The sequence below is a fragment of the Buchnera aphidicola (Microlophium carnosum) genome (assembly GCA_011752475.1).
Classification (GTDB): domain Bacteria; phylum Pseudomonadota; class Gammaproteobacteria; order Enterobacterales; family Enterobacteriaceae; genus Buchnera; species Buchnera aphidicola_BG.
This window is the reverse complement of the sequence record CP048747.1, coordinates 1-18,807: the sequence shown is the minus strand read 5'-3', so window position 1 is coordinate 18,807 and position 18,807 is coordinate 1. Positions and strand designations below refer to the sequence as shown.

The 18,807-nt window shown below is 27.2% G+C and carries 16 protein-coding genes, 1 tRNA gene and 1 pseudogene; 4 read left to right on the top strand and 14 right to left on the bottom strand.

Features of this window, described 5'->3' with window-relative positions:
• Window positions 1-38 precede the first annotated feature (38 nt).
• Complete coding sequence (locus G4A98_00090) at window positions 39-332, bottom strand: co-chaperone GroES (GenBank protein QIQ41645.1); 294 nt, start codon at window positions 330-332, stop codon at window positions 39-41.
• A gap of 269 nt (window positions 333-601) precedes the next feature.
• Between G4A98_00090 and G4A98_00085 the strand changes: the two genes are divergently transcribed.
• Window positions 602-674: transfer RNA gene (locus G4A98_00085), tRNA-Phe, on the top strand.
• Between the two features lie 16 nt (window positions 675-690).
• On the opposite strand, the gene mnmE is transcribed toward G4A98_00085, so the two are convergent.
• The 4 genes and pseudogenes from mnmE to rpmH all read right to left on the bottom strand — a co-directional run bounded on the left by mnmE (window position 691) and on the right by rpmH (window position 4,430).
• Window positions 691-2,055, bottom strand: a complete 1,365-nt coding sequence (gene mnmE, locus G4A98_00080; protein ID QIQ41644.1) for a tRNA uridine-5-carboxymethylaminomethyl(34) synthesis GTPase MnmE — start codon at window positions 2,053-2,055, stop codon at window positions 691-693.
• Between the two features lie 79 nt (window positions 2,056-2,134).
• Complete coding sequence (yidC, locus tag G4A98_00075) at window positions 2,135-3,733, bottom strand: membrane protein insertase YidC (GenBank protein QIQ41643.1); 1,599 nt, start codon at window positions 3,731-3,733, stop codon at window positions 2,135-2,137.
• A 194-nt stretch (window positions 3,734-3,927) separates the two neighbouring features.
• A pseudogene (rnpA, locus tag G4A98_00070) lies at window positions 3,928-4,274 on the bottom strand (ribonuclease P protein component).
• A gap of 12 nt (window positions 4,275-4,286) precedes the next feature.
• Window positions 4,287-4,430 (bottom strand): 50S ribosomal protein L34, encoded by a 144-nt coding sequence (gene rpmH, locus G4A98_00065; GenBank protein QIQ41642.1) that lies wholly within the window; start codon window positions 4,428-4,430, stop codon window positions 4,287-4,289.
• 464 nt (window positions 4,431-4,894) lie between these two features.
• Here rpmH and dnaA point away from each other — a divergent pair, with 464 nt between their 5' ends.
• From dnaA to gyrB, 3 genes are all read left to right on the top strand, one after another.
• Window positions 4,895-6,259, top strand: a complete 1,365-nt coding sequence (gene dnaA, locus G4A98_00060) for a chromosomal replication initiator protein DnaA (GenBank protein QIQ41641.1) — start codon at window positions 4,895-4,897, stop codon at window positions 6,257-6,259.
• A 4-nt stretch (window positions 6,260-6,263) separates the two neighbouring features.
• Window positions 6,264-7,364, top strand: a complete 1,101-nt coding sequence (locus tag G4A98_00055) for a DNA polymerase III subunit beta (protein QIQ41640.1) — start codon at window positions 6,264-6,266, stop codon at window positions 7,362-7,364.
• Between the two features lie 127 nt (window positions 7,365-7,491).
• Window positions 7,492-9,903 (top strand): DNA topoisomerase (ATP-hydrolyzing) subunit B, encoded by a 2,412-nt coding sequence (gyrB, locus tag G4A98_00050; protein QIQ41639.1) that lies wholly within the window; start codon window positions 7,492-7,494, stop codon window positions 9,901-9,903.
• Between the two features lie 73 nt (window positions 9,904-9,976).
• Here gyrB and atpC read toward each other — a convergent pair whose 3' ends face one another.
• From atpC to mnmG, 9 genes are all read right to left on the bottom strand, one after another.
• The gene (atpC, locus tag G4A98_00045) at window positions 9,977-10,393 is read right to left on the bottom strand and encodes a F0F1 ATP synthase subunit epsilon (GenBank protein ID QIQ41638.1); all 417 of its coding nucleotides are present in this window, start codon (window positions 10,391-10,393) and stop codon (window positions 9,977-9,979) included.
• 26 nt (window positions 10,394-10,419) lie between these two features.
• Window positions 10,420-11,817 (bottom strand): F0F1 ATP synthase subunit beta, encoded by a 1,398-nt coding sequence (atpD, locus tag G4A98_00040; GenBank protein ID QIQ41637.1) that lies wholly within the window; start codon window positions 11,815-11,817, stop codon window positions 10,420-10,422.
• 24 nt (window positions 11,818-11,841) lie between these two features.
• Window positions 11,842-12,714: a F0F1 ATP synthase subunit gamma gene (gene atpG, locus G4A98_00035; GenBank protein QIQ41636.1), complete on the bottom strand. Its 873-nt coding sequence runs from the start codon at window positions 12,712-12,714 to the stop codon at window positions 11,842-11,844.
• A gap of 35 nt (window positions 12,715-12,749) precedes the next feature.
• Complete coding sequence (locus G4A98_00030; GenBank protein QIQ41635.1) at window positions 12,750-14,288, bottom strand: F0F1 ATP synthase subunit alpha; 1,539 nt, start codon at window positions 14,286-14,288, stop codon at window positions 12,750-12,752.
• 11 nt (window positions 14,289-14,299) lie between these two features.
• Entirely contained in the window at window positions 14,300-14,833 is a 534-nt protein-coding gene (locus G4A98_00025; protein ID QIQ41634.1) for a F0F1 ATP synthase subunit delta, read from the bottom strand.
• Complete coding sequence (locus G4A98_00020) at window positions 14,833-15,318, bottom strand: F0F1 ATP synthase subunit B (GenBank protein QIQ41633.1); 486 nt, start codon at window positions 15,316-15,318, stop codon at window positions 14,833-14,835. Before G4A98_00020 ends, G4A98_00025 begins: the two co-directional genes overlap by 1 nt.
• Before the next feature lie 118 nt (window positions 15,319-15,436).
• The gene (gene atpE / locus G4A98_00015) at window positions 15,437-15,676 is read right to left on the bottom strand and encodes a F0F1 ATP synthase subunit C (protein QIQ41632.1); all 240 of its coding nucleotides are present in this window, start codon (window positions 15,674-15,676) and stop codon (window positions 15,437-15,439) included.
• Window positions 15,677-15,712: 36 nt separating this feature from the next.
• Window positions 15,713-16,537 carry a F0F1 ATP synthase subunit A gene (atpB, locus tag G4A98_00010; protein QIQ41631.1) on the bottom strand — a complete coding sequence of 275 codons (825 nt, stop codon included), beginning with the start codon at window positions 16,535-16,537 and terminating at the stop codon, window positions 15,713-15,715.
• Window positions 16,538-16,729: 192 nt separating this feature from the next.
• Window positions 16,730-18,616 (bottom strand): tRNA uridine-5-carboxymethylaminomethyl(34) synthesis enzyme MnmG, encoded by a 1,887-nt coding sequence (gene mnmG / locus G4A98_00005; GenBank protein ID QIQ41630.1) that lies wholly within the window; start codon window positions 18,614-18,616, stop codon window positions 16,730-16,732.
• Between the last annotated feature and the right edge of the window lie 191 nt (window positions 18,617-18,807).

Sequence of the window (18,807 nt, the reverse complement as noted above, 5' to 3'; positions counted from 1 at the left end):
TCCCTTAAATAAATTTTTCAATGGATATAGCATATAGTTTACTCTTCAACAATTGCTAAAATGTCACTTTCAGTTAAAATCAATAATTCTTCGTTATCAATTTTTTCTGTTTTTGCACCATAACCTTCATTAAAAATAACAACATCTCCTACTTTAACATCTAATGATTTAATGTCTCCATTATCTAAAACACGACCTTTTCCGACAGCAGTAACTGTTCCTCGAGTCGATTTTCCTGCAGCAGAACCTGTTAATACAATTCCACCTGCAGATTTTGATTCGACTTCTTGACGCTTAACAAGCACACGATCATGCAATGGACGAATTTTCATATGATAATGCTCCTGTGAACAATCTTAATGAATTATTTTAAATTATTTTTTTAATTTAATATGTTCTATTAGTTTAAATATAGGGATCTTTATTTAAACTTTCAAGGGTAAAAATTATTTTTTTCTTATTTTCTTCGAGAAAATTTATATTTTTAAAGATTTAAAAAGTAATTATTAATTAATATAAATTATAAAAAGTGAATATAGTGTTATTTTAACAATAAAAAACATTGACAACGTTTTATATTTGATGATTTAATATAAAAAAAGCCCGGATAGCTCAGTTGGTAGAGCAGGGGACTGAAAATCCCCGTGTCGGTGGTTCAATTCCGCCTCCGGGCATATTGTAATGTACAAATTACTTTCCAATACAAAAATTAGAAAAAATACTATTTAATAAATCTTCAGAAGTATACCGACCCGTTATTTCACCTAAAAATCTATTTATTATACTTAAGGATTCTGCTAACAATTCAATATCTTCAGACATTTTCCATTTTTTTTTAGCTATTAAAAACTCATCATATGCCAAATCAAGTTGTTTAATATGACGACGACGCGCGATAAAAACACTTTCTTTGTTTATATTTTTTTCAATTCCTACAATATGTTTTCGTAATATGTCAATGCCTTGACCTGTAAGTGCTGATATGCTTATAAAGCATAAACCATCTATATTTTTTATACCAAACTCATCTTGTACTAAATCATTTTTGTTTAAAACAAAAGTGACTGGTGGAATACTATCACTAGAAATATTTTTGATAAATTCATTACATATTTTTTGTCGTTTTAATTGGTTAATTGTTTTATCAATAACAAAAAGAATATGGTCAGATTTTCTAATTTCTCCCCAAGCACGCACAATTCCAATATGTTCTACTTTATTTGCTGTATGGCGTAAACCTGCAGTATCAACTAATTCACATACAATACCATTTATATTAATATTTTCATAAAGAAGATCTCGTGTAGTACCAGGTACATCAGTGACTATAGCTCTATCAGAATGTGATAAAATATTCAATAAACTTGATTTTCCTGCATTAGGAGGCCCAGCAATTACTATTTTTTTTACTTCTCTTAATAAACTTCCTTCTAAAATTATATTTTTTAATTGTAAAAATTTACTATTCAACTCTCTAAATTTTATATAAATTATATTATTTATATTAATATCTATTTCTTCTTCTGAAAAGTCTATACTAGATTCTATATTAATACGCAACTCAATAATTAAATTGATTAATTCTTTGATAAAAAAAGAAAAATTTCCTTGTAATGAATTTAATGAAGCGCGAATAGATAATTCTGTTTCTGAATTAATTAAATCATCTATAGATTCTGCTTGAACTAAATCTATTTTTCCGTTTAAAAAAGCACGTTCAGAAAATTCTCCTGGTTTAGCTATTCTAACATTATTGATGGATATAATTCTTTTTATCAACAAATCCATTATTACTGGACTTCCATGACCTTGTAACTCTAATACATCTTCACCTGTAAATGAAAAAGGAGCAGGAAACCATAAAGATATACCTTGATCTAATACTTTGTTCTTTTCATCTAAAAAATTTGAATAAGTAGCAAATCTTGCTAAGGGAATTTTTCCTAAAATTTCCCTAGCAACTATCTTCGCTTCAAAACCAGATATTCTTAATATTCCAACTGCACTTTTTCCTGGACAAGTAACTTGAGCAACAATAGTTTCATTATGAATCATAAAATATTTTCTTCATATAAATCAGATATTAAATAAGTTTAACAAAATAGTTGTTGAAATAGTTAAATCATAAAAAATTTTATCTATTTTTCTCTAAATTAGATAATATAAATCTTTGTTGTACAATCGTTACTAGATTACTAATTATATAATATAAAACTAATCCTGAAGGAAACCATAAAAAAAACGCTGTAAAAATAATTGGCATAAAATGCATAATCTTTTTTTGAAATGGATCAGAAATATGATTAGTAGATGATGTTTTTTGAATAAAAAACATTGTTAAACCCATTATTATAGGCAATACATAATATGGATCCTGACTTGATAAATCATGAATCCACAATAAAAAAGGAGCATGACGTAATTCAACAGATCCTATGAGCATATAATAAAGAGATAAAAAAATTGGCATTTGAATAAAAATAGGTAAAAATCCACCTAATGGATTTATTTTTTCTTTTTTATATAACACTATCATTTCATGACTAATACGTTGTTTATCATTTGAAAATTTTTCTTTGATTTCCTTTATTTTTGGTTGTAATGAACGCATCTTGGACATAGAAATATATTGTGCTTTTGTTAAAGGATAGGTTATAGCCCTCATAATAAAAGTAATCAAAATAATAGAAAAACCCCAATTTCCCACAAAATTATATAACATAGTCAACAATGTAAACAATGGTTGTGATAAAAACCAGAGCCAACCATAATCAACTGTTAAATCTAAATTAGGTGCAACTAATTTCATTTCATTTTGTATTTTAGGACCAATCCATAGCTTTGATTTTATAATAGATCTCGAATTTGGTAAGATATCAATTGAAGGAGACTTATATCCAATAGCAGCAACGTCATGATTTAAACTAGATGTATATATTGTATTTTGACCAAAATTCTGAGGAATCCAAGCAACTGCAAAATACTGTTGTAACATTGCAATCCATCCGTTTTCAGTCGTAATATTTAGGTTTTTATTATTAGAAATCATATCGAATTTATATTTTTCATACTTATCATCAACACTTGAATAGGCGGCACCACGAAAAGCTTGAATCGCAAAATTACCACTATAAATATTTCGTTTTTTCGGTAAAGTTATTGTTTGTTTTATCTGTCCGAATATGTTCATATTCAAAGTTTCTTTACTTAAATTATTGATATCATATTCTATTTGAATATCATATCTATTTGGTTTAAGAACAAAAGTTTTTGTATAAATCACACCCTTTTTACTTACCCATTTTATGGGTACACGTAACTCTTTTTGATTATCTTCTAACGAAAAAAAATTTTTATTAGAAAAATATAATGGTCTGCTATTATTTATTGGATTATCAGGACCATCTTTCCCAATTAATCCACTTTGTGCTTGATAAACAAAATCCGATGCAGTTTCAAGTAATTTAAAAGGTTTAGATGAATATAATGTATCTTTATATGTAAGTAGAGAAGCTTCTTCTATATCTCCACCATACATATTAACAACAAAACTAATTACATCATTTTTAATACGAATTTTTTTTTCATTTTTTTTTGTTTCAATAAAATGGAACATTGGAACTGTTTTTTCATTTTCTTTATGATTTAAAAATGATTGACTTTGCCATGCTTGCCAAAGTAAAAAAGAAACAAATAGAAAAGCAAAAATAAAAAAATTACGTTGTACTTCCATAATTAATATTCACTTTTATCTTTAATATTTAAAGGTACACAGTTTTATTTGCTTATATTTAAAGAATATTACTTTAATTAACATAGAACCATTAGAAATGGTATTGAAACTAAATAATATACTCAAAATATATAGAATAAAAAAATATTGAATGTTATTAATTCTAAGAGAGCTTTAATTAAATAAAAATAAAATTATCTATAATAATGCAACCACAAACTATTTAGCATATCTATTATATGTTTGTTATTTAAATGAAGAATATTTTTTTTTGCTACTACAACAAAATCCATTGCAAGTAATTTATATTGCAATAAACGAAAAGTTTCTCGAACTAATCGTTTAATTAAATTTCGATTATGAGCATGTTTAATATTTTTCCGGGGTATGCTAAGACCCAATCTAGGATATCCTAATGTATTAAAACATCCTAAAATACTTATTTCTAAAGTATTTTTTTTTTAAAAGGTTTACTAAAAACATTTTGAAAATTTATGGAACTAGATAATCGCAATGGTTTTTTAAAAAAATGATTACACACAATATTAACCTACTATTTGCTAGAAACTGTTAAACGAGTCCTTAATTTAGCACGTCTTCGTGATAAAATATAACGACCATTTTTTGTTGCCATACGTATTCTAAATCCATGTGAACGATTACGCTTTAATATTGATGGTTGAAAAGTTCGTTTCATTTTAATATTTACCTAATTATTTTTTGTTAAATATGACTGATAAAATTTACTTGTACTAAGAGTAATTATTCTAAATCATATAGTCAATTAACTTTATTGAAATCGTTGATTATAGAAAAAATATTAATAAATATATTTACTAAATTAAAATAGATTCAATATTGCCTTATCTAAAAAAATATTTTTAATTTTGTATTCTGGTATGATAATTATATTTTTAATTATAAATATAATAGTACATCTAAAAATCACTTCTTTAGATAAAAAAAATATCTCAATAATATATTATATCCTTTTTGTTGTGCTCACCAATCTTAGATTGTATAGCTTTTAATGTAAAAAAATATAATTTTATATAAAAGATTATATAAAATTAAAATTATATATATATCAAAGTCAACGTATAAAAAAGAATAACTTTCAAATTTTATTTTTTTATTAATTGTGTTCGCTTGGAGTCTACCGTGTCACTTTGTCTTTGGAAACAGTGTCTTGACCGGTTACAGAATGAGCTACCAACTACAGAGTTTAGTATGTGGATACGCTCTCTGAAGGCCAAACTAAACAATAACATTCTAGAAATATATGCTCCAAATAAATTTGTTTTGGATTGGGTAAAAGAGAAATACTTAATTCACTTTAAAAAAATACTGCAAGATTTTTGTGGTTCTAATTCTCCATTGATAAAATTTGAAATATATCAAATTTATAAAGAAAAAAAACCAAAAAAAAACACTTTAAGTAATTCTTGTAATAAAAATAACAAACCAATCTGGTCTAAGACCCCAGCATTTCAAAATTTGCTTTATCAGTCTAATATTAATAAAAAACATAACTTTGAAAATTTTATAGAAGGAAAATCTAATCAACTTGCACGATCTGTAGCATTTCAAGCAGCAAAAAATCTTGGAAATTCTTATAATCCATTATTCTTATATGGCGCGACAGGATTAGGAAAAACTCATTTACTTCATGCTATCGGAAATGAAATTTTAGCATATAAATATGATATTAAAATTATTTTTATGAATTCAGAACGTTTTGTACAAGATATGGTAAAAGCATTAAGAAATAATGCGATTGAAAAATTTAAATTATACTATCGTTCTGTTGATGCACTATTAATTGATGATATTCAATTTTTTGCACATAAAGAACGTTCACAAGAAGAATTTTTTCATACATTTAATGCTTTATTAGAAGGAAACCAACAAATCATTTTAACTTCTGACCGTTATCCTAAAGAAATAAACGGAGTTGAAGATCGTCTTAAATCAAGATTTAGTTGGGGTCTTACTGTTGCTATAGATCCACCGGAAATAGAAACTAGAGTTGCTATTCTTATAAAAAAAGCTGACGAAAATAATGTTGTATTATCTAACGAAGTAGCTTTTTTCATTGCTAAACATTTACATTCTAATGTACGAGAATTAGAAGGTGCTCTTAATCGAGTTATTGTTAATTCTCGTTTTACCCATCGTTCTATTACTATAGATTTTGTTCGAGAAGCACTTCGAGATATACTAGCTCTACAAGAAAAAACTATTACTATTGACACTATTCAAAAAACAGTTGCAGAGTATTATAGAATTAAAGTTACTGATTTACTATCGAAAAAACGTTCACGTTCAATAGCTCGTCCAAGACAAGTAGCAATGGCAATAGCAAAAAAATTAACGAATCATAGTCTGCCTGAAATTGGAGACGCTTTCAGCGGTAGAGATCATACAACAGTGCTACATGCATGTCGTAAAATTGAAAAATTGCAAGAAGAAAGCAACGATATTAAAAAAGATTTTTTAAATTTAATTAGAACTCTATCAGAGTAATCATATGAAATTAGTTATAAAAAACAATATTTTAATTAAAAAATTACAAAAAATAAATCGGTTACTTATCAAAAATCATTCTTTTCCTATTTTAGAAAATATATTAATTACTGTAAAACATGGCATTTTATCATTAACTACAACAAATTTAGAAATAGAATTAATTTCCACTATCAAATTATCAGAAGAACATATATCAGGAAAAACAACAATTTCAGGTCGAAAACTTTTAGATATTTGTCGAAATTCATTAGAATCGTCAAAAATCAAGATGCAGTTAAATAAAAATAAAATGCATATTATTTCTGACAATAGTAATTATATATTAAGTACTTTGCCTGCTGATAATTTTCCAAGCCACCATGACTTTCATCATATTTCAGAATTTTTTATATCATCAAATATTCTAAAGAATATGATAGAAAAAACTCAGTTTTCTATGGGAAAACAAGATGTACGATATTACCTCAATGGCTTGTTATTAGAAAAAATAGATAAATCGTTTTGTACAGTAGCTACAGATGGCTATCGATTAGGAATTTCAAAAACTTCTTTACAAGAAAATATAGTTCCTTTCTCAATAGTTATCCCAAGAAAGGGTATTATTGAATTATATAGACTATTAAATATTCAAACACAATTAATACGGGTTTTAGTTGGGAAAAATAATATTAGAGTATATGTAGAAGATATAGTTTTTACCGCACAATTAATTGAAGGACAATATCCTGATTATAAAAGTGTTTTGCTTAAAACAAAAGAACACTTTATTACCTTTGATTGCCAACTATTAAAACAATCATTATTACGTGCTGCTATTTTATCTCATGAAAAATTTTGCGGAGTAGAAATTCATATCAGAAATGGGCAATTTAAAGTATTATCTGATAATCAAGAAGAAGAAACAGCAGAAGATACATTTAATATAAATTATACTGGAAATGAAGTAGAAATATCAATTAATGTATATTATATACTAGAAATATTAAATACTATTACTAGTAAAAATATTTTTTTATTTTTAAATCATTTTAATAATTCCATACAAATTGAAGCAGAAAACGATGCTTCAACATCATATGTCGTAATGTTATTAAAACGTTAAGTATTTAAATACTGTATTATAAAACATCATAAATAATTTAAAACAACTTTTATATCATTTGTTTTTGTTTTAAAAAAGATGCTAATAATTAATTATTTTTTTAATCAAAAAGATTATAGGAAAAGTTATGGAGAATATATACAACTCTTCTAATATTAAAATTTTAAGAGGATTAGATGCCGTTCGTAAAAGACCAGGTATGTATATTGGAGATACAGATGATGGTAGTGGATTGCATCATATGGTTTTTGAAATAGTAGACAACTCTATAGATGAAGCACTAGCAGGTTATTGTAAAGAAATAATTGTAACTATTCATTCAGATAATTCTGTTTCTGTAAAAGATAATGGGAGGGGAATACCTACAGATATTCATCCCGAAGAAAATATTTCAGCAGCAGAAGTAATAATGACAGTACTACATTCAGGGGGTAAATTTGATAATGCTTCATATCAAATATCAGGAGGATTACATGGAGTAGGTATATCAGTGGTTAATGCTTTATCAGAAAAATTAGAACTAATAATTTATAAAAATAAAAAAAAATATCAACAAATATATAAAAATGGAAAACCAGAAAATCCTCTTGCTACTATTGGAACAAGTGATATAACAGGTACATATATAAGATTTTGGCCAAGTTATAAAACATTTACTAACAATATCAAATTTCAATATGAAATTTTATCTAAACGTTTGCGTGAACTATCTTTTCTTAATTCAAATATTGCTATTCATTTAGAAGATAATAGAACAAATATTAAAAATTGCTATCACTATAAAGGTGGTATTAAAGCATTTGTTAAATTCTTAAATACAAAAAAAACACCTATTCATTCACGAATCTTTTATTTTCGTTCTATGAAAGATCAGACAGAGCTAGAAATTGCTATGCAATGGAGTAATTCTCATCAAGAGAATATATTATGTTTTACAAATAACATACCACAAAAAGATGGTGGAACCCATTTGGCTGGTTTTCGTTCTGGTATGACACGAACCTTAAATCTACATATAGAGAGAGAGGGATATAATAAAAAACAAAAAACTACTGTAATAGGTGAAGATGTACGTGAGGGGTTAACAGCTATTATATCGATTAAAATACCTGATCCAAAATTTTCATCTCAAACTAAAGATAAATTAGTCTCCTCTGAAGTAAGATCAGTTATAGAATCATTCATTAATGAAAATCTTATCGAATATCTTTTAGAAAACCCTACTGATTCAAAATCTATCATTCAAAAAGTTATTAATGCCGCTAAAATTAGAGAAGCGGCACGACGAGCTAGAGAAATTAATAAAAGAAAGAGCATACTCGATTTGGGTGCTTTACCTGGTAAACTATCTGACTGTCAAGAAAATGATCCTAAATTTTCAGAAATTTATTTAGTAGAAGGTGATTCAGCGGGTGGATCTGCTAAACAAGGGAGAAACAGAAAGAATCAAGCCATCTTGCCTCTTAAAGGGAAAATATTAAACGTTGAAAAGTCAAAATTTGATAAGATGATTTTATCTCAAGAAGTTGCGTCTCTTATCACTGCATTAGGATGTGGAATTGGTAAAAACGAATATAATATAGATAAATTAAGATATCATTATATTATTATCATGACTGATGCTGATGTAGACGGTGCACATATTCGTACACTTCTTTTAACTTTTTTTTATCGTCAATTACCTGAATTGATTGAAAAAGGATATATTTATATTGCACAACCTCCATTGTACAAATTAAAAAAAGGAAAAAAAGAAGAATATATTAAAAATGATACAGAAATGAATAAATATCAAATTACAAATTCTTTAAAAGATCTTATTTTAACAAGCAAAATAAATTCTAATATTAATGAAAATCTTAAAATATTTAAAAAAATTATATCTCAATACTATTTTATCCAAATTATTATGGAAAAAAGTAAACATTATTTTCCAAAATTAGTATTTGACGAACTAATCTATCACACTCATTTATCTAATTTAAAAGAAATTACAATAGTAACAAATTGGATAGAACAATTAGCAGAAAATCTGAATAAAAAAGATAAAACTAATACTTACTATTCAACAGAAATTAAAAAAAATTCTGATAAAAATATATTTGAACCGACTATAAGAATCTCTAGATATGCATATCATACAAAATATGATTTTAAAGAAGAATTTTTAAAAAGTAAAGAATACTCATCAATGACTAAATTAGGTGAAAACTTTAAAAAGTATTTTCTAAATGCAGTATTAATAGAAAAAGCAGGACATGTATATGAAATAGACAATATAAAAAATACACTAAAATGGTTAATAAAACAATCTAAACGTGGTTTATTTATACAACGATATAAAGGATTAGGAGAAATGAATCCTGAACAATTGTGGAATACAACAATGAATCCTGAAACTAGAAATATGTTTCAAGTAACTATTAAAGATGCAGTCTCTGCTAATAATTTATTTAATACTCTTATGGGAGATGCAGTAGAACCTAGACGAAAATTTATAGAAAAAAATGCTTTAAAAGCAGAAAACATTGATGTTTAGAAATATTTTTTAACTCAGTAATATTATTTCAAATACTTGCGGCAGGAAAAAACCAGCCGCGAACGATTGTTTTTCATTTAAATTTGTCCATTATCTCAAGCACTCTTAATTTGGCAATTTCTTTAGAAATGCGTAGCAAGACATCATCTTTTTTATTTTTCATATTTTCATTTTTTATACATTCTTCAGCATTGTTTTTTGTTTGTAAAACACGTTTTCGATCTAAATCAATAGCACGAATGGCTACATCTGCTAAAATCGATACAATAGAAGGTTGTACTTCTAATATACCTCCTGATATATAAATACATTCTTCTTTTTTATCTTCTTTATGGACAATATATATTATTCCAGGTTTAATTATACTTAATAATTGAGTATGTCCTGGATAAATACCGAGTTCTCCTTCACTTCCAGAAACTTGTATTTTTTTTACAAAACCAGAAAATATACGTTTTTTTACACTAACTATATCTAAATAAAAATTCATAAGCATATCTCATACATCTTAAATAATTATAATTTTTTTGATTTTTCTATGACTTCTTCAATAGAACCTACCATATAAAATGCTTGTTCTGGAAACGAATCAAATTCACCTTCTATAATTCCCTTAAAAGCGCGAATATTATCTTTTAACGAAACATATTTACCTGGAGAACTAGTAAAAACTTCTGCCACAAAAAATGGCTGAGATAAAAATTTTTGTATTTTACGTGCTCTTGATACTAATATTTTATCTTTTTCTGCAAGTTCATCCATACCTAAAATAGCAATAATATCTTTTAATTCTTGATATCTTTGCAAAATTGACTGTACACTTAATGCCGTTTCATAATGTTCATCTCCTACAATATAAGGATCCAATTGACGACTTGTAGAATTTAAAGGATCAATAGCAGGATAAATTCCTAATGATGCTATTTGACGACTCAATGTAACCGTAGAATCTAAATGTGCGAATGTTGTTGCTGGTGAAGGATCTGTTAAATCATCAGCAGGAACATATACCGCTTGAACAGAAGTGATTGAACCTTTTTTTGTTGACGTAATTCTCTCTTGAAACAGACCCATTTCTTCTGCTAAAGTGGGTTGATATCCTACTGCAGATGGCATTCGACCAAGTAAGGCAGAAACTTCTGTTCCTGCTAATGTATAACGATATATATTATCAATAAATAATAAAACATCTTTCCCTTCATCGCGAAATTTTTCTGCAATAGTTAATCCTGTAAAAGCTACTCGTAATCTATTTCCTGGCGGTTCATTCATTTGTCCATATACAAGAGAAACTTTATCTAAAACTTTAGAATCATTCATTTCATGATAAAAATCATTTCCTTCTCGAGTTCTTTCACCTACTCCAGTAAAAACTGAATAACCAGAATGTTCTATAGCAATATTACGAATAAGTTCCATCATATTCACTGTTTTACCGACACCTGCCCCTCCAAACAAACCAACTTTACCACCTTTCGAAAAAGGACAGATTAAATCAATTACCTTAATTCCCGTTTCTAATATTTCTCTAGAACTAGCTTGTTCTTCATAACTTGGAGGAGAACGATGAATTTCCCAATATTCAATTTTAGAAGTATTTTTAGTTTTTAATGCTCCTTGATTATCTATTGTTTCACCTAATACATTAATTATACGACCTAGTGTTGCTTCTCCTACTGGAACTTTTATATAATGTCCAAGATCAGTTACAACTAAACCGCGTTTTAAACCATTAGATGAACCCATAGCGATAGTTCGTACGACACCTCCACCTAATTGTTGTTGTACTTCTAAAATTAGTTTATATTGCTTATTTTTCACTTCTAAGGCATTATATATTTTTGGTACTGAATCTTGATTGAATTCTACATCAACTACAGCACCAATAATTTGGATAATTTTTCCATTAGCCATTCTTTTAAAACCTCTAACTAATTTTTAATCAAATGAAACTGCTGACGCACCTGCAACAATTTCAATTAATTCTTGAGTAATATTAGCCTGACGAACTTTATTGTAGACTAACTGTAATTCTTTAATACGATTACTACTATTATCTGTTGCTGTTTTCATTGCAACCATACGAGCTGCTTGTTCACTTGCTATGTTTTCTAAGATACTTTGATACACTTGAGATTCTATATAACGATTGAATAATGTATCTAAAATTAATGTAGATTCTGGTTCGTATAAATAATCCCAATGATTGCTGCTTACATTCTTAATGTTATTTTTACAAAAAGGAAGTAGCTGAATAATTTTAGGATGCTGTAACATTTTATTATGAAATTTATTATACGCAATAAAAATTTTATCGATCTGTTTATCTTGATATGCCTTCAATATAATATCAATAGAATTAATTAATGCTTCTAATGAAGGATTCTCTCCTAAATTAGTGACTTTTGCGAGAATAGTACTTCCACATAGCTGAAATACAGATAAACTTTTTAAACCAAATAATATCAAATCACATGGAATGTTGATTTTAGCAAACTTCTGAATTTTAAATAGTACTTGTTTAAAAAGATTAGTATTTAAACTTCCACATAATCCTCTATCAGTAGATATTACAATTATACCAATACGTTTAGTTTCTCTTTGTTCTAAATAACTATGTTTATATTCTAAATTTCCTTGCGTAACATGATCAATAACTTTTTTAATAATATTAGCATATGGGCGACCAGCTTTCATTCTTTCCTCAGTTTTTCTCATTTTAGAAACTGCAACCATTTCCATTGCTTTAGTAATTTTTTTCGTATTAACAACACTGACGATTTGATTTCTGATTTCTTTTGTACTGGTCACTATATTTCTCTTTTTAACTTATTGAGTATATTTTTTTAAAATATATTTTTTTTAAAATTAGTAATTAATTTTATAAATGTCTTTTCTATAACAATAGAAAAATCACCTGTTTTATTAATTTGTTCCATGAACTCAGAATAATAGTTCTTAGCATAAATCAATATTTCTTTTTCAAATCTAGTAATTTCATCTATAGCAATATCATCAAGAAAATGATTTTCTGCGACAAAAAGTATAAGACCTTGTTCAGCTATGGAAATAGGTGAATATTGTTTTTGTTTTAACAATTCAGTAATCTTTTGACCATAATTTAATTGTTTTCTAGTTGCATCGTCTAGATCAGATGCAAACTGTGAAAATGCTGCAAGTTCTTGATATTGTGCTAATGCTGTGCGAATTCCGGAAGAAAATTTTTTAATTATTATACTTTGTGCAGCACTACCTACACGAGATACAGATATACCAGGATTCACAGCAGGACGAACACCTGAATTAAATAAATTGGATTCTAAAAAAATTTGACCATCAGTGATAGAAATAACATTAGTAGGAACAAACGCAGAAACATCTCCAGATTGTGTTTCAATAATAGGTAAAGCTGTGATTGAACCTGTTTTTCCAATAATTTTATTTTTAGTTATCTTTTGTACATATTCTGCAGAAATCCGAGATGCTCTTTCTAACAAACGAGAATGAAGATAAAATATATCTCCAGGAAATGCTTCTCTACCAGGTGGTCTACGTAATAATAAAGAAATTTGACGATAAGCTATTGCATGTTTTGAAAGATCATCATAAACAATTAAAACATCTTCTCCTTGATTTCGAAAAAATTCTGCCATTGCACAACCAGAATATGGCGCTAAATATTGTAAAGCAGCCGCTTCTGAGGCGGAAGCTACTACGATAATGGTATTCAATAAAGAATCATTTTCTTCTAGTTTTTTAACAACATTAATAATTGTAGAAAGTTTTTGTCCAATGGCAACATAAATACATTTAACGCCTGATTTTTTCTGATTAATAATTGTATCTATTGCCAGTGCTGTTTTTCCTGTTTGTCTATCACCAATAATCAATTCACGTTGTCCACGACCAATAGGAATCATCGCGTCAATAACTTTATAACCTGTTTGTATTGGCTGATTAATTGATTGTCGATCAATTACCCCAGGTGCATCTGCTTCTATTGGAAAATAATCATTATGTTTTATAGATGTTTTTCCATCAATCGGAAGACCTAATGCATTTACTACACGTCCTAAGAAATTAGGACCAACTGGGACTTCTAATATTTTTCCTGTACACTGTACTTTAGTTCCTTCAGTAATATGAATATAAGGACCTAGAATCACTGCACCAATTGTATCCCTTTCTATATTTAAAGCAATTGCATATTCATTGTTCGGTAATAAAATCATTTCCCCTAACATAACGTTAGAAAGACCATTAATTCTTATAATACCATCGCTAACAGAAATAATAGTACCTTCATTGTATGATTGATTAAATACTTCAAATTGAACTATTCTTTCTTTAATTAATTTGCTAATTTCTGTAGAATTTAATCTCATATATTATTCCCTTAAAAGTTTAAAGCATCAGATAGTTGTTTAAGATGATTTTGAATAGATAAATCAAAAACAGTATCGTTCACTTTTATAATCATACCATCAAGTATCTCAGGATCGACTTTACATGTGAATTGCGCTTTTCTTGAAAAGAACTGTTCTAATATTTTTCGTATTTTACTGATCTGTTTTTCCCCTAAAGAGAAAGCTGATCTCAATTCAACAATTATAATATTTTTATAACATGCTTCTAGTTGTATAAATTGTTCTAATATATTATCTAATATTTTAAAACGTTGATTTTCAGCTAATAACCTGATGAAATTTTTTGCATTTTCATCAATTATATCACTACTAATTGTAGTAAATATTAATGATAACTGTTGAGGTGAAAGCGCACCTGATAAAAAATTTCTGACTTTCTTAAAAGAAGCGATCATTTTAATAAAAATTAAAATCTTTTTCCATCTTTCAATGCTATTATTTTGAATGGCAATTTCAAAAATTGCTTGAGCATACGGTCTAGCAATAGTATTTGCTACTGACATTAATTTTTTACCTGTGATAAAGAAACCAATAATTGATCTAATAAATTTTGATTATCATCTTTAGAAATATTTTTCTTAATAATTTTTTCTGCTATAGAAATAGATAAATCCACTACCTCTGTATGCAAATTTTTACGTGCTTGCGTAATAGCAATTTCGATTTCTAACTGAGTGTTTAAAAGAATTTTTTTGCTTTCTGCTAAAGCACTTTTTCTTGCTTCTTCTAAAATTAATATTTTTTGTTTGTTTGCTTCATTTAAAATATTTGATGCTTTGTGTTTGGCTTCAATAATATTTTGATGTATTTTTTTCTCGAGAATACATAATTCATCTTGAGCTTTTTTTGAATTAATCAGAGATTCTGAAATCTCTTTTTGTCTAGTTTCAATGGCTAAAATAATAGGTGGCCAAATATATTTCATGCAAAACCAGACAAATAAAAAAAATGAAATAGCTTGTCCAAGAATTGTCGCATTAAGATTCACAATAATGCACCTTTTATATCAAAATAAAAATTAATCTTTACGTTATCTAAAAAAACGTAAAGATTTTATTATAGAAGTCTAAAATAATATATCTTTTATGAAAAATCCCAATAAAAAATCATGAAATCGCAAAAAGCATATATAAACCTAAACCGACAGCAATCATCGGAATAGCATCTACTAATCCCATAACAATAAAAAACTGTGTTCTTAACAACGGAACCAAATCAGGTTGCCTAGCAGCTCCCTCTAAAAATTTACTACCCAAAATACCAATACCGATTGCCGCTCCAATTGATGCTAATCCAATCATTATAGCTACTGCTATATAAAGCATGTCAACATTTACATTTTCCATTAGAAACTCCAGTTTTTAATAAAATCAGGATAGATTTTAATCTTTATGAGATTGAGAGGCCATTGATAAATAGACAATAGTTAATACCATAAAAATAAAAGCTTGTAGTGAAATTATTAAAATATGAAAAATAGCCCATGGTACATTTAAAAAACATTGCAACCACCATGGAAGCAAACCTGCAATTAAGATAAAAATCATTTCACCTGCATACATATTTCCAAATAATCGTAATCCTAAAGAAATTGGTTTCGAAAGCAGCGATACAAATTCTAATATAAAATTAAAAATAAAAAATATAGGATGGTTAAAAGGTTGCAAAGTGAGTTCTTTTAAAAAACCTGTATATCCTTTTATTTTAATAGTATAAAATAAAATTAGAATAAACACACTAAATGACATTGACAATGTAATATTAATATCAGCAGAAGGAACAATACGAATAGCTGGCAGTTCAAATACTTCTTCAGAAATAAATGGAAAAAAATCAATAGGAACTAAATCCATAAGATTCATTAAAAAAACCCAAACAAAAACTGTTAATGAAAGAGGTGCAATAAGAGAGTTTTTACCTTGATACATGCTTTTTACATTTAAATCCACAAATTCAAAAATTAATTCAATTGCAGTTTGTAATTTACTTGGTACATCTTTAGTAATATTTTTTCCTACCATATAAAAAAGACTTAAAAAAAAACCACCTAATATCAGAGAAAAAATTATTGAATCAATATTTAAAGTCCAATAATGAGAAGACAATGCACCTGGTTTAATAATTTTCAAACAACGTAAATCTATCTGCAAATGATTTAAATGATGACTAATATATTTTTGAGGATCAGATATCTTTTCTAAAATCATAGCATTCTCTCATATTTTTATAATTTTAAAAAAGATTATATAACAAAAAAAATACATTCAGCAAATAGTTACTCTTTAGGAAAATGAAGAAATTAGAAAAATTATTATGTATTTTAAATGAATTAAAATCAAATTTTAATTATTAAAAATAATAAAAAATAAATTAAAAAGTACATATTTAGTAAAAATATATTATAAACAATTTTTATAAGATTCTTTTTTTAAATACACTAATAAAATTGATATGGCAGCTGGTGTAATACCAGAAATTCTTGATGCTTGTCCAATAGAAACAGGTTTATAATCATTTAATTTTTTAGCTACTTCAGCAGATAAACCTTTTATTTTATTATAATTACAAGTAGGTGATAAGCAAGTATTTTCATTTTTCAAATGTCGTTCCACCTCTTCTGATTGTCGCTTGATATAACCTTTATATTTAATGTCATTTTCTATCTGTTCTATAGCTTCTAAATCAGAAATTCCCATCCTAAATACTTCTAAAGACTCTAAATTTTTATATCTAATTTCTGGTCGTTTTAGCAATTCAATTATACTTTTTTCTTTAATTAAATTAATATTGCATAACTTTTTCAAAATATCAGCATCAGATGATAGAGGTTGTATTTTGATTTTTTTTAAACGATTCATTTCTGTTTTAATATTTAATACTTTTTTATTGTATCGAATCCATCTTAAATCATCAACTAAACCAAATTTACGACCAATTTCAGTTAATCGTAAATCTGCATTATCTTCTCGTAAAGTTAATCGATATTCTGCACGTGAAGTAAACATACGATATGGTTCTCGCGTACCCTGAGTAGTAAGATCATCTATTAAAACACCTAAATAAGCTTGATCACGTCTAGGAAACCAACCTTCAGAATTCATCGATGTTAATCCTGCATTTAAACCTGCTAATAGCCCCTGTGAAGCTGCTTCTTCATAACCAGTCGTACCATTAATTTGACCTGCGAAAAACAATCTCTTAATTAGCTTGCTTTCTAAAGTTAAATTTAAATCTTTTGGATCAAAAAAATCATATTCAATAGCATATCCAGGGCTGATAATCTTAGATTTCTCCAAACCTTTTATAGAAGCCACTATTTTTTCTTGGATTTCTAATGGGAGACTAGTTGAAATTCCATTAGGATATATTTTAATACTAGACAATCCTTCAGGTTCTAAAAATATTTGATGTGATTGTCTATCAGGAAAACGTACAATTTTATCTTCAATAGAAGGACAATATCGAGGTCCTAAACCTTTTAAAAAACCTGTATATATTGGACTTTTATCTAAATTTTTACGTATTATCTCATGTGTTTTTTCATTAGTATGTGTAAGATAACATGGTATCTGTTTAGGATGATTGGAAGCATCTCCCATAAATGAAAAAACTGGAACAGGAACATCTCCGTTTTGAATAAATAAATCATTGAAATTAATGCTATTCACATCAATTCGAGGCGGTGTTCCTGTCTTTAATCTATTGACTCGCAAAGATAATTCTCTTAAACGAACAGATAAATCTATAGAAGACTTTCCTCCTATTCTACCAGCAGAATAACTATTTAATCCTATATGTATTTTACCGCCTAAAAAGGTACCTGTTGCTAATACAACTGCTTTTGCGTGAAATCTAATTTCATTTTGTGTTAATACGCCAATAACAGTATAATTTTTAAAGATTAAATCTTTAACCTCTTCTTCTAGAATTAGTAAATTATTCTGTTTTTGTAATATTTCTCTTACAGTTTTACGATAAAGAAATCTATCAGCTTGAGCTCTAGTAGATCTTACAGCAGGACCTTTGCTAGAATTTAAGACTCTGAACTGAATACCTGCATAATCAATAGCTTGAGCCATTATACCACCCAACGCATCTATTTCTTTTACTAAATGACTTTTTCCTATCCCACCAATAGCTGGATTGCATGACAAAACACCTAAATCTGTAATTTTTTGCGTTAATAACAAAGTTTTACAACCCATTCTGGATGAAGCCATAGCTGCTTCAGTTCCAGCATGTCCTGCTCCAATAACAATGACATCAAAATTTTTTAAATTCAACATATAAAAAAACCTTTTTAAAATTTAAAATGATTTAAATAGCATTAACATTTAATTCAAGATAACACATGTTAATACTAAAGATAAGATCCTCAAAGAAAGATCTGTTTTCTTTTCTTTTAGATCTAAATTCAAAAGAAAAAAAAAAGAATATTAATATTATTATTATTAGAAAAGATAAAATCTGTGGATAA

Bases quoted from the DNA above. Each gene is read 5' to 3' on its own strand.
- G4A98_00090 (QIQ41645.1), bottom strand. From the start codon at position 332: ATGAAAATTCGTCCATTGCATGATCGTGTGCTTGTTAAGCGTCAAGAA.
- mnmE (QIQ41644.1), bottom strand. From the start codon at position 2,055: ATGATTCATAATGAAACTATTGTTGCTCAAGTTACTTGTCCAGGAAAA.
- yidC (QIQ41643.1), bottom strand. From the start codon at position 3,733: ATGGAAGTACAACGTAATTTTTTTATTTTTGCTTTTCTATTTGTTTCT.
- rpmH (QIQ41642.1), bottom strand. From the start codon at position 4,430: ATGAAACGAACTTTTCAACCATCAATATTAAAGCGTAATCGTTCACAT.
- G4A98_00055 (QIQ41640.1), top strand. From the start codon at position 6,264: ATGAAATTAGTTATAAAAAACAATATTTTAATTAAAAAATTACAAAAA.
- gyrB (QIQ41639.1), top strand. From the start codon at position 7,492: ATGGAGAATATATACAACTCTTCTAATATTAAAATTTTAAGAGGATTA.
- atpC (QIQ41638.1), bottom strand. From the start codon at position 10,393: ATGAATTTTTATTTAGATATAGTTAGTGTAAAAAAACGTATATTTTCT.
- atpD (QIQ41637.1), bottom strand. From the start codon at position 11,817: ATGGCTAATGGAAAAATTATCCAAATTATTGGTGCTGTAGTTGATGTA.
- G4A98_00030 (QIQ41635.1), bottom strand. From the start codon at position 14,288: ATGAGATTAAATTCTACAGAAATTAGCAAATTAATTAAAGAAAGAATA.
- G4A98_00025 (QIQ41634.1), bottom strand. From the start codon at position 14,833: ATGTCAGTAGCAAATACTATTGCTAGACCGTATGCTCAAGCAATTTTT.
- atpE (QIQ41632.1), bottom strand. From the start codon at position 15,676: ATGGAAAATGTAAATGTTGACATGCTTTATATAGCAGTAGCTATAATG.
- atpB (QIQ41631.1), bottom strand. From the start codon at position 16,537: ATGATTTTAGAAAAGATATCTGATCCTCAAAAATATATTAGTCATCAT.
- mnmG (QIQ41630.1), bottom strand. From the start codon at position 18,616: ATGTTGAATTTAAAAAATTTTGATGTCATTGTTATTGGAGCAGGACAT.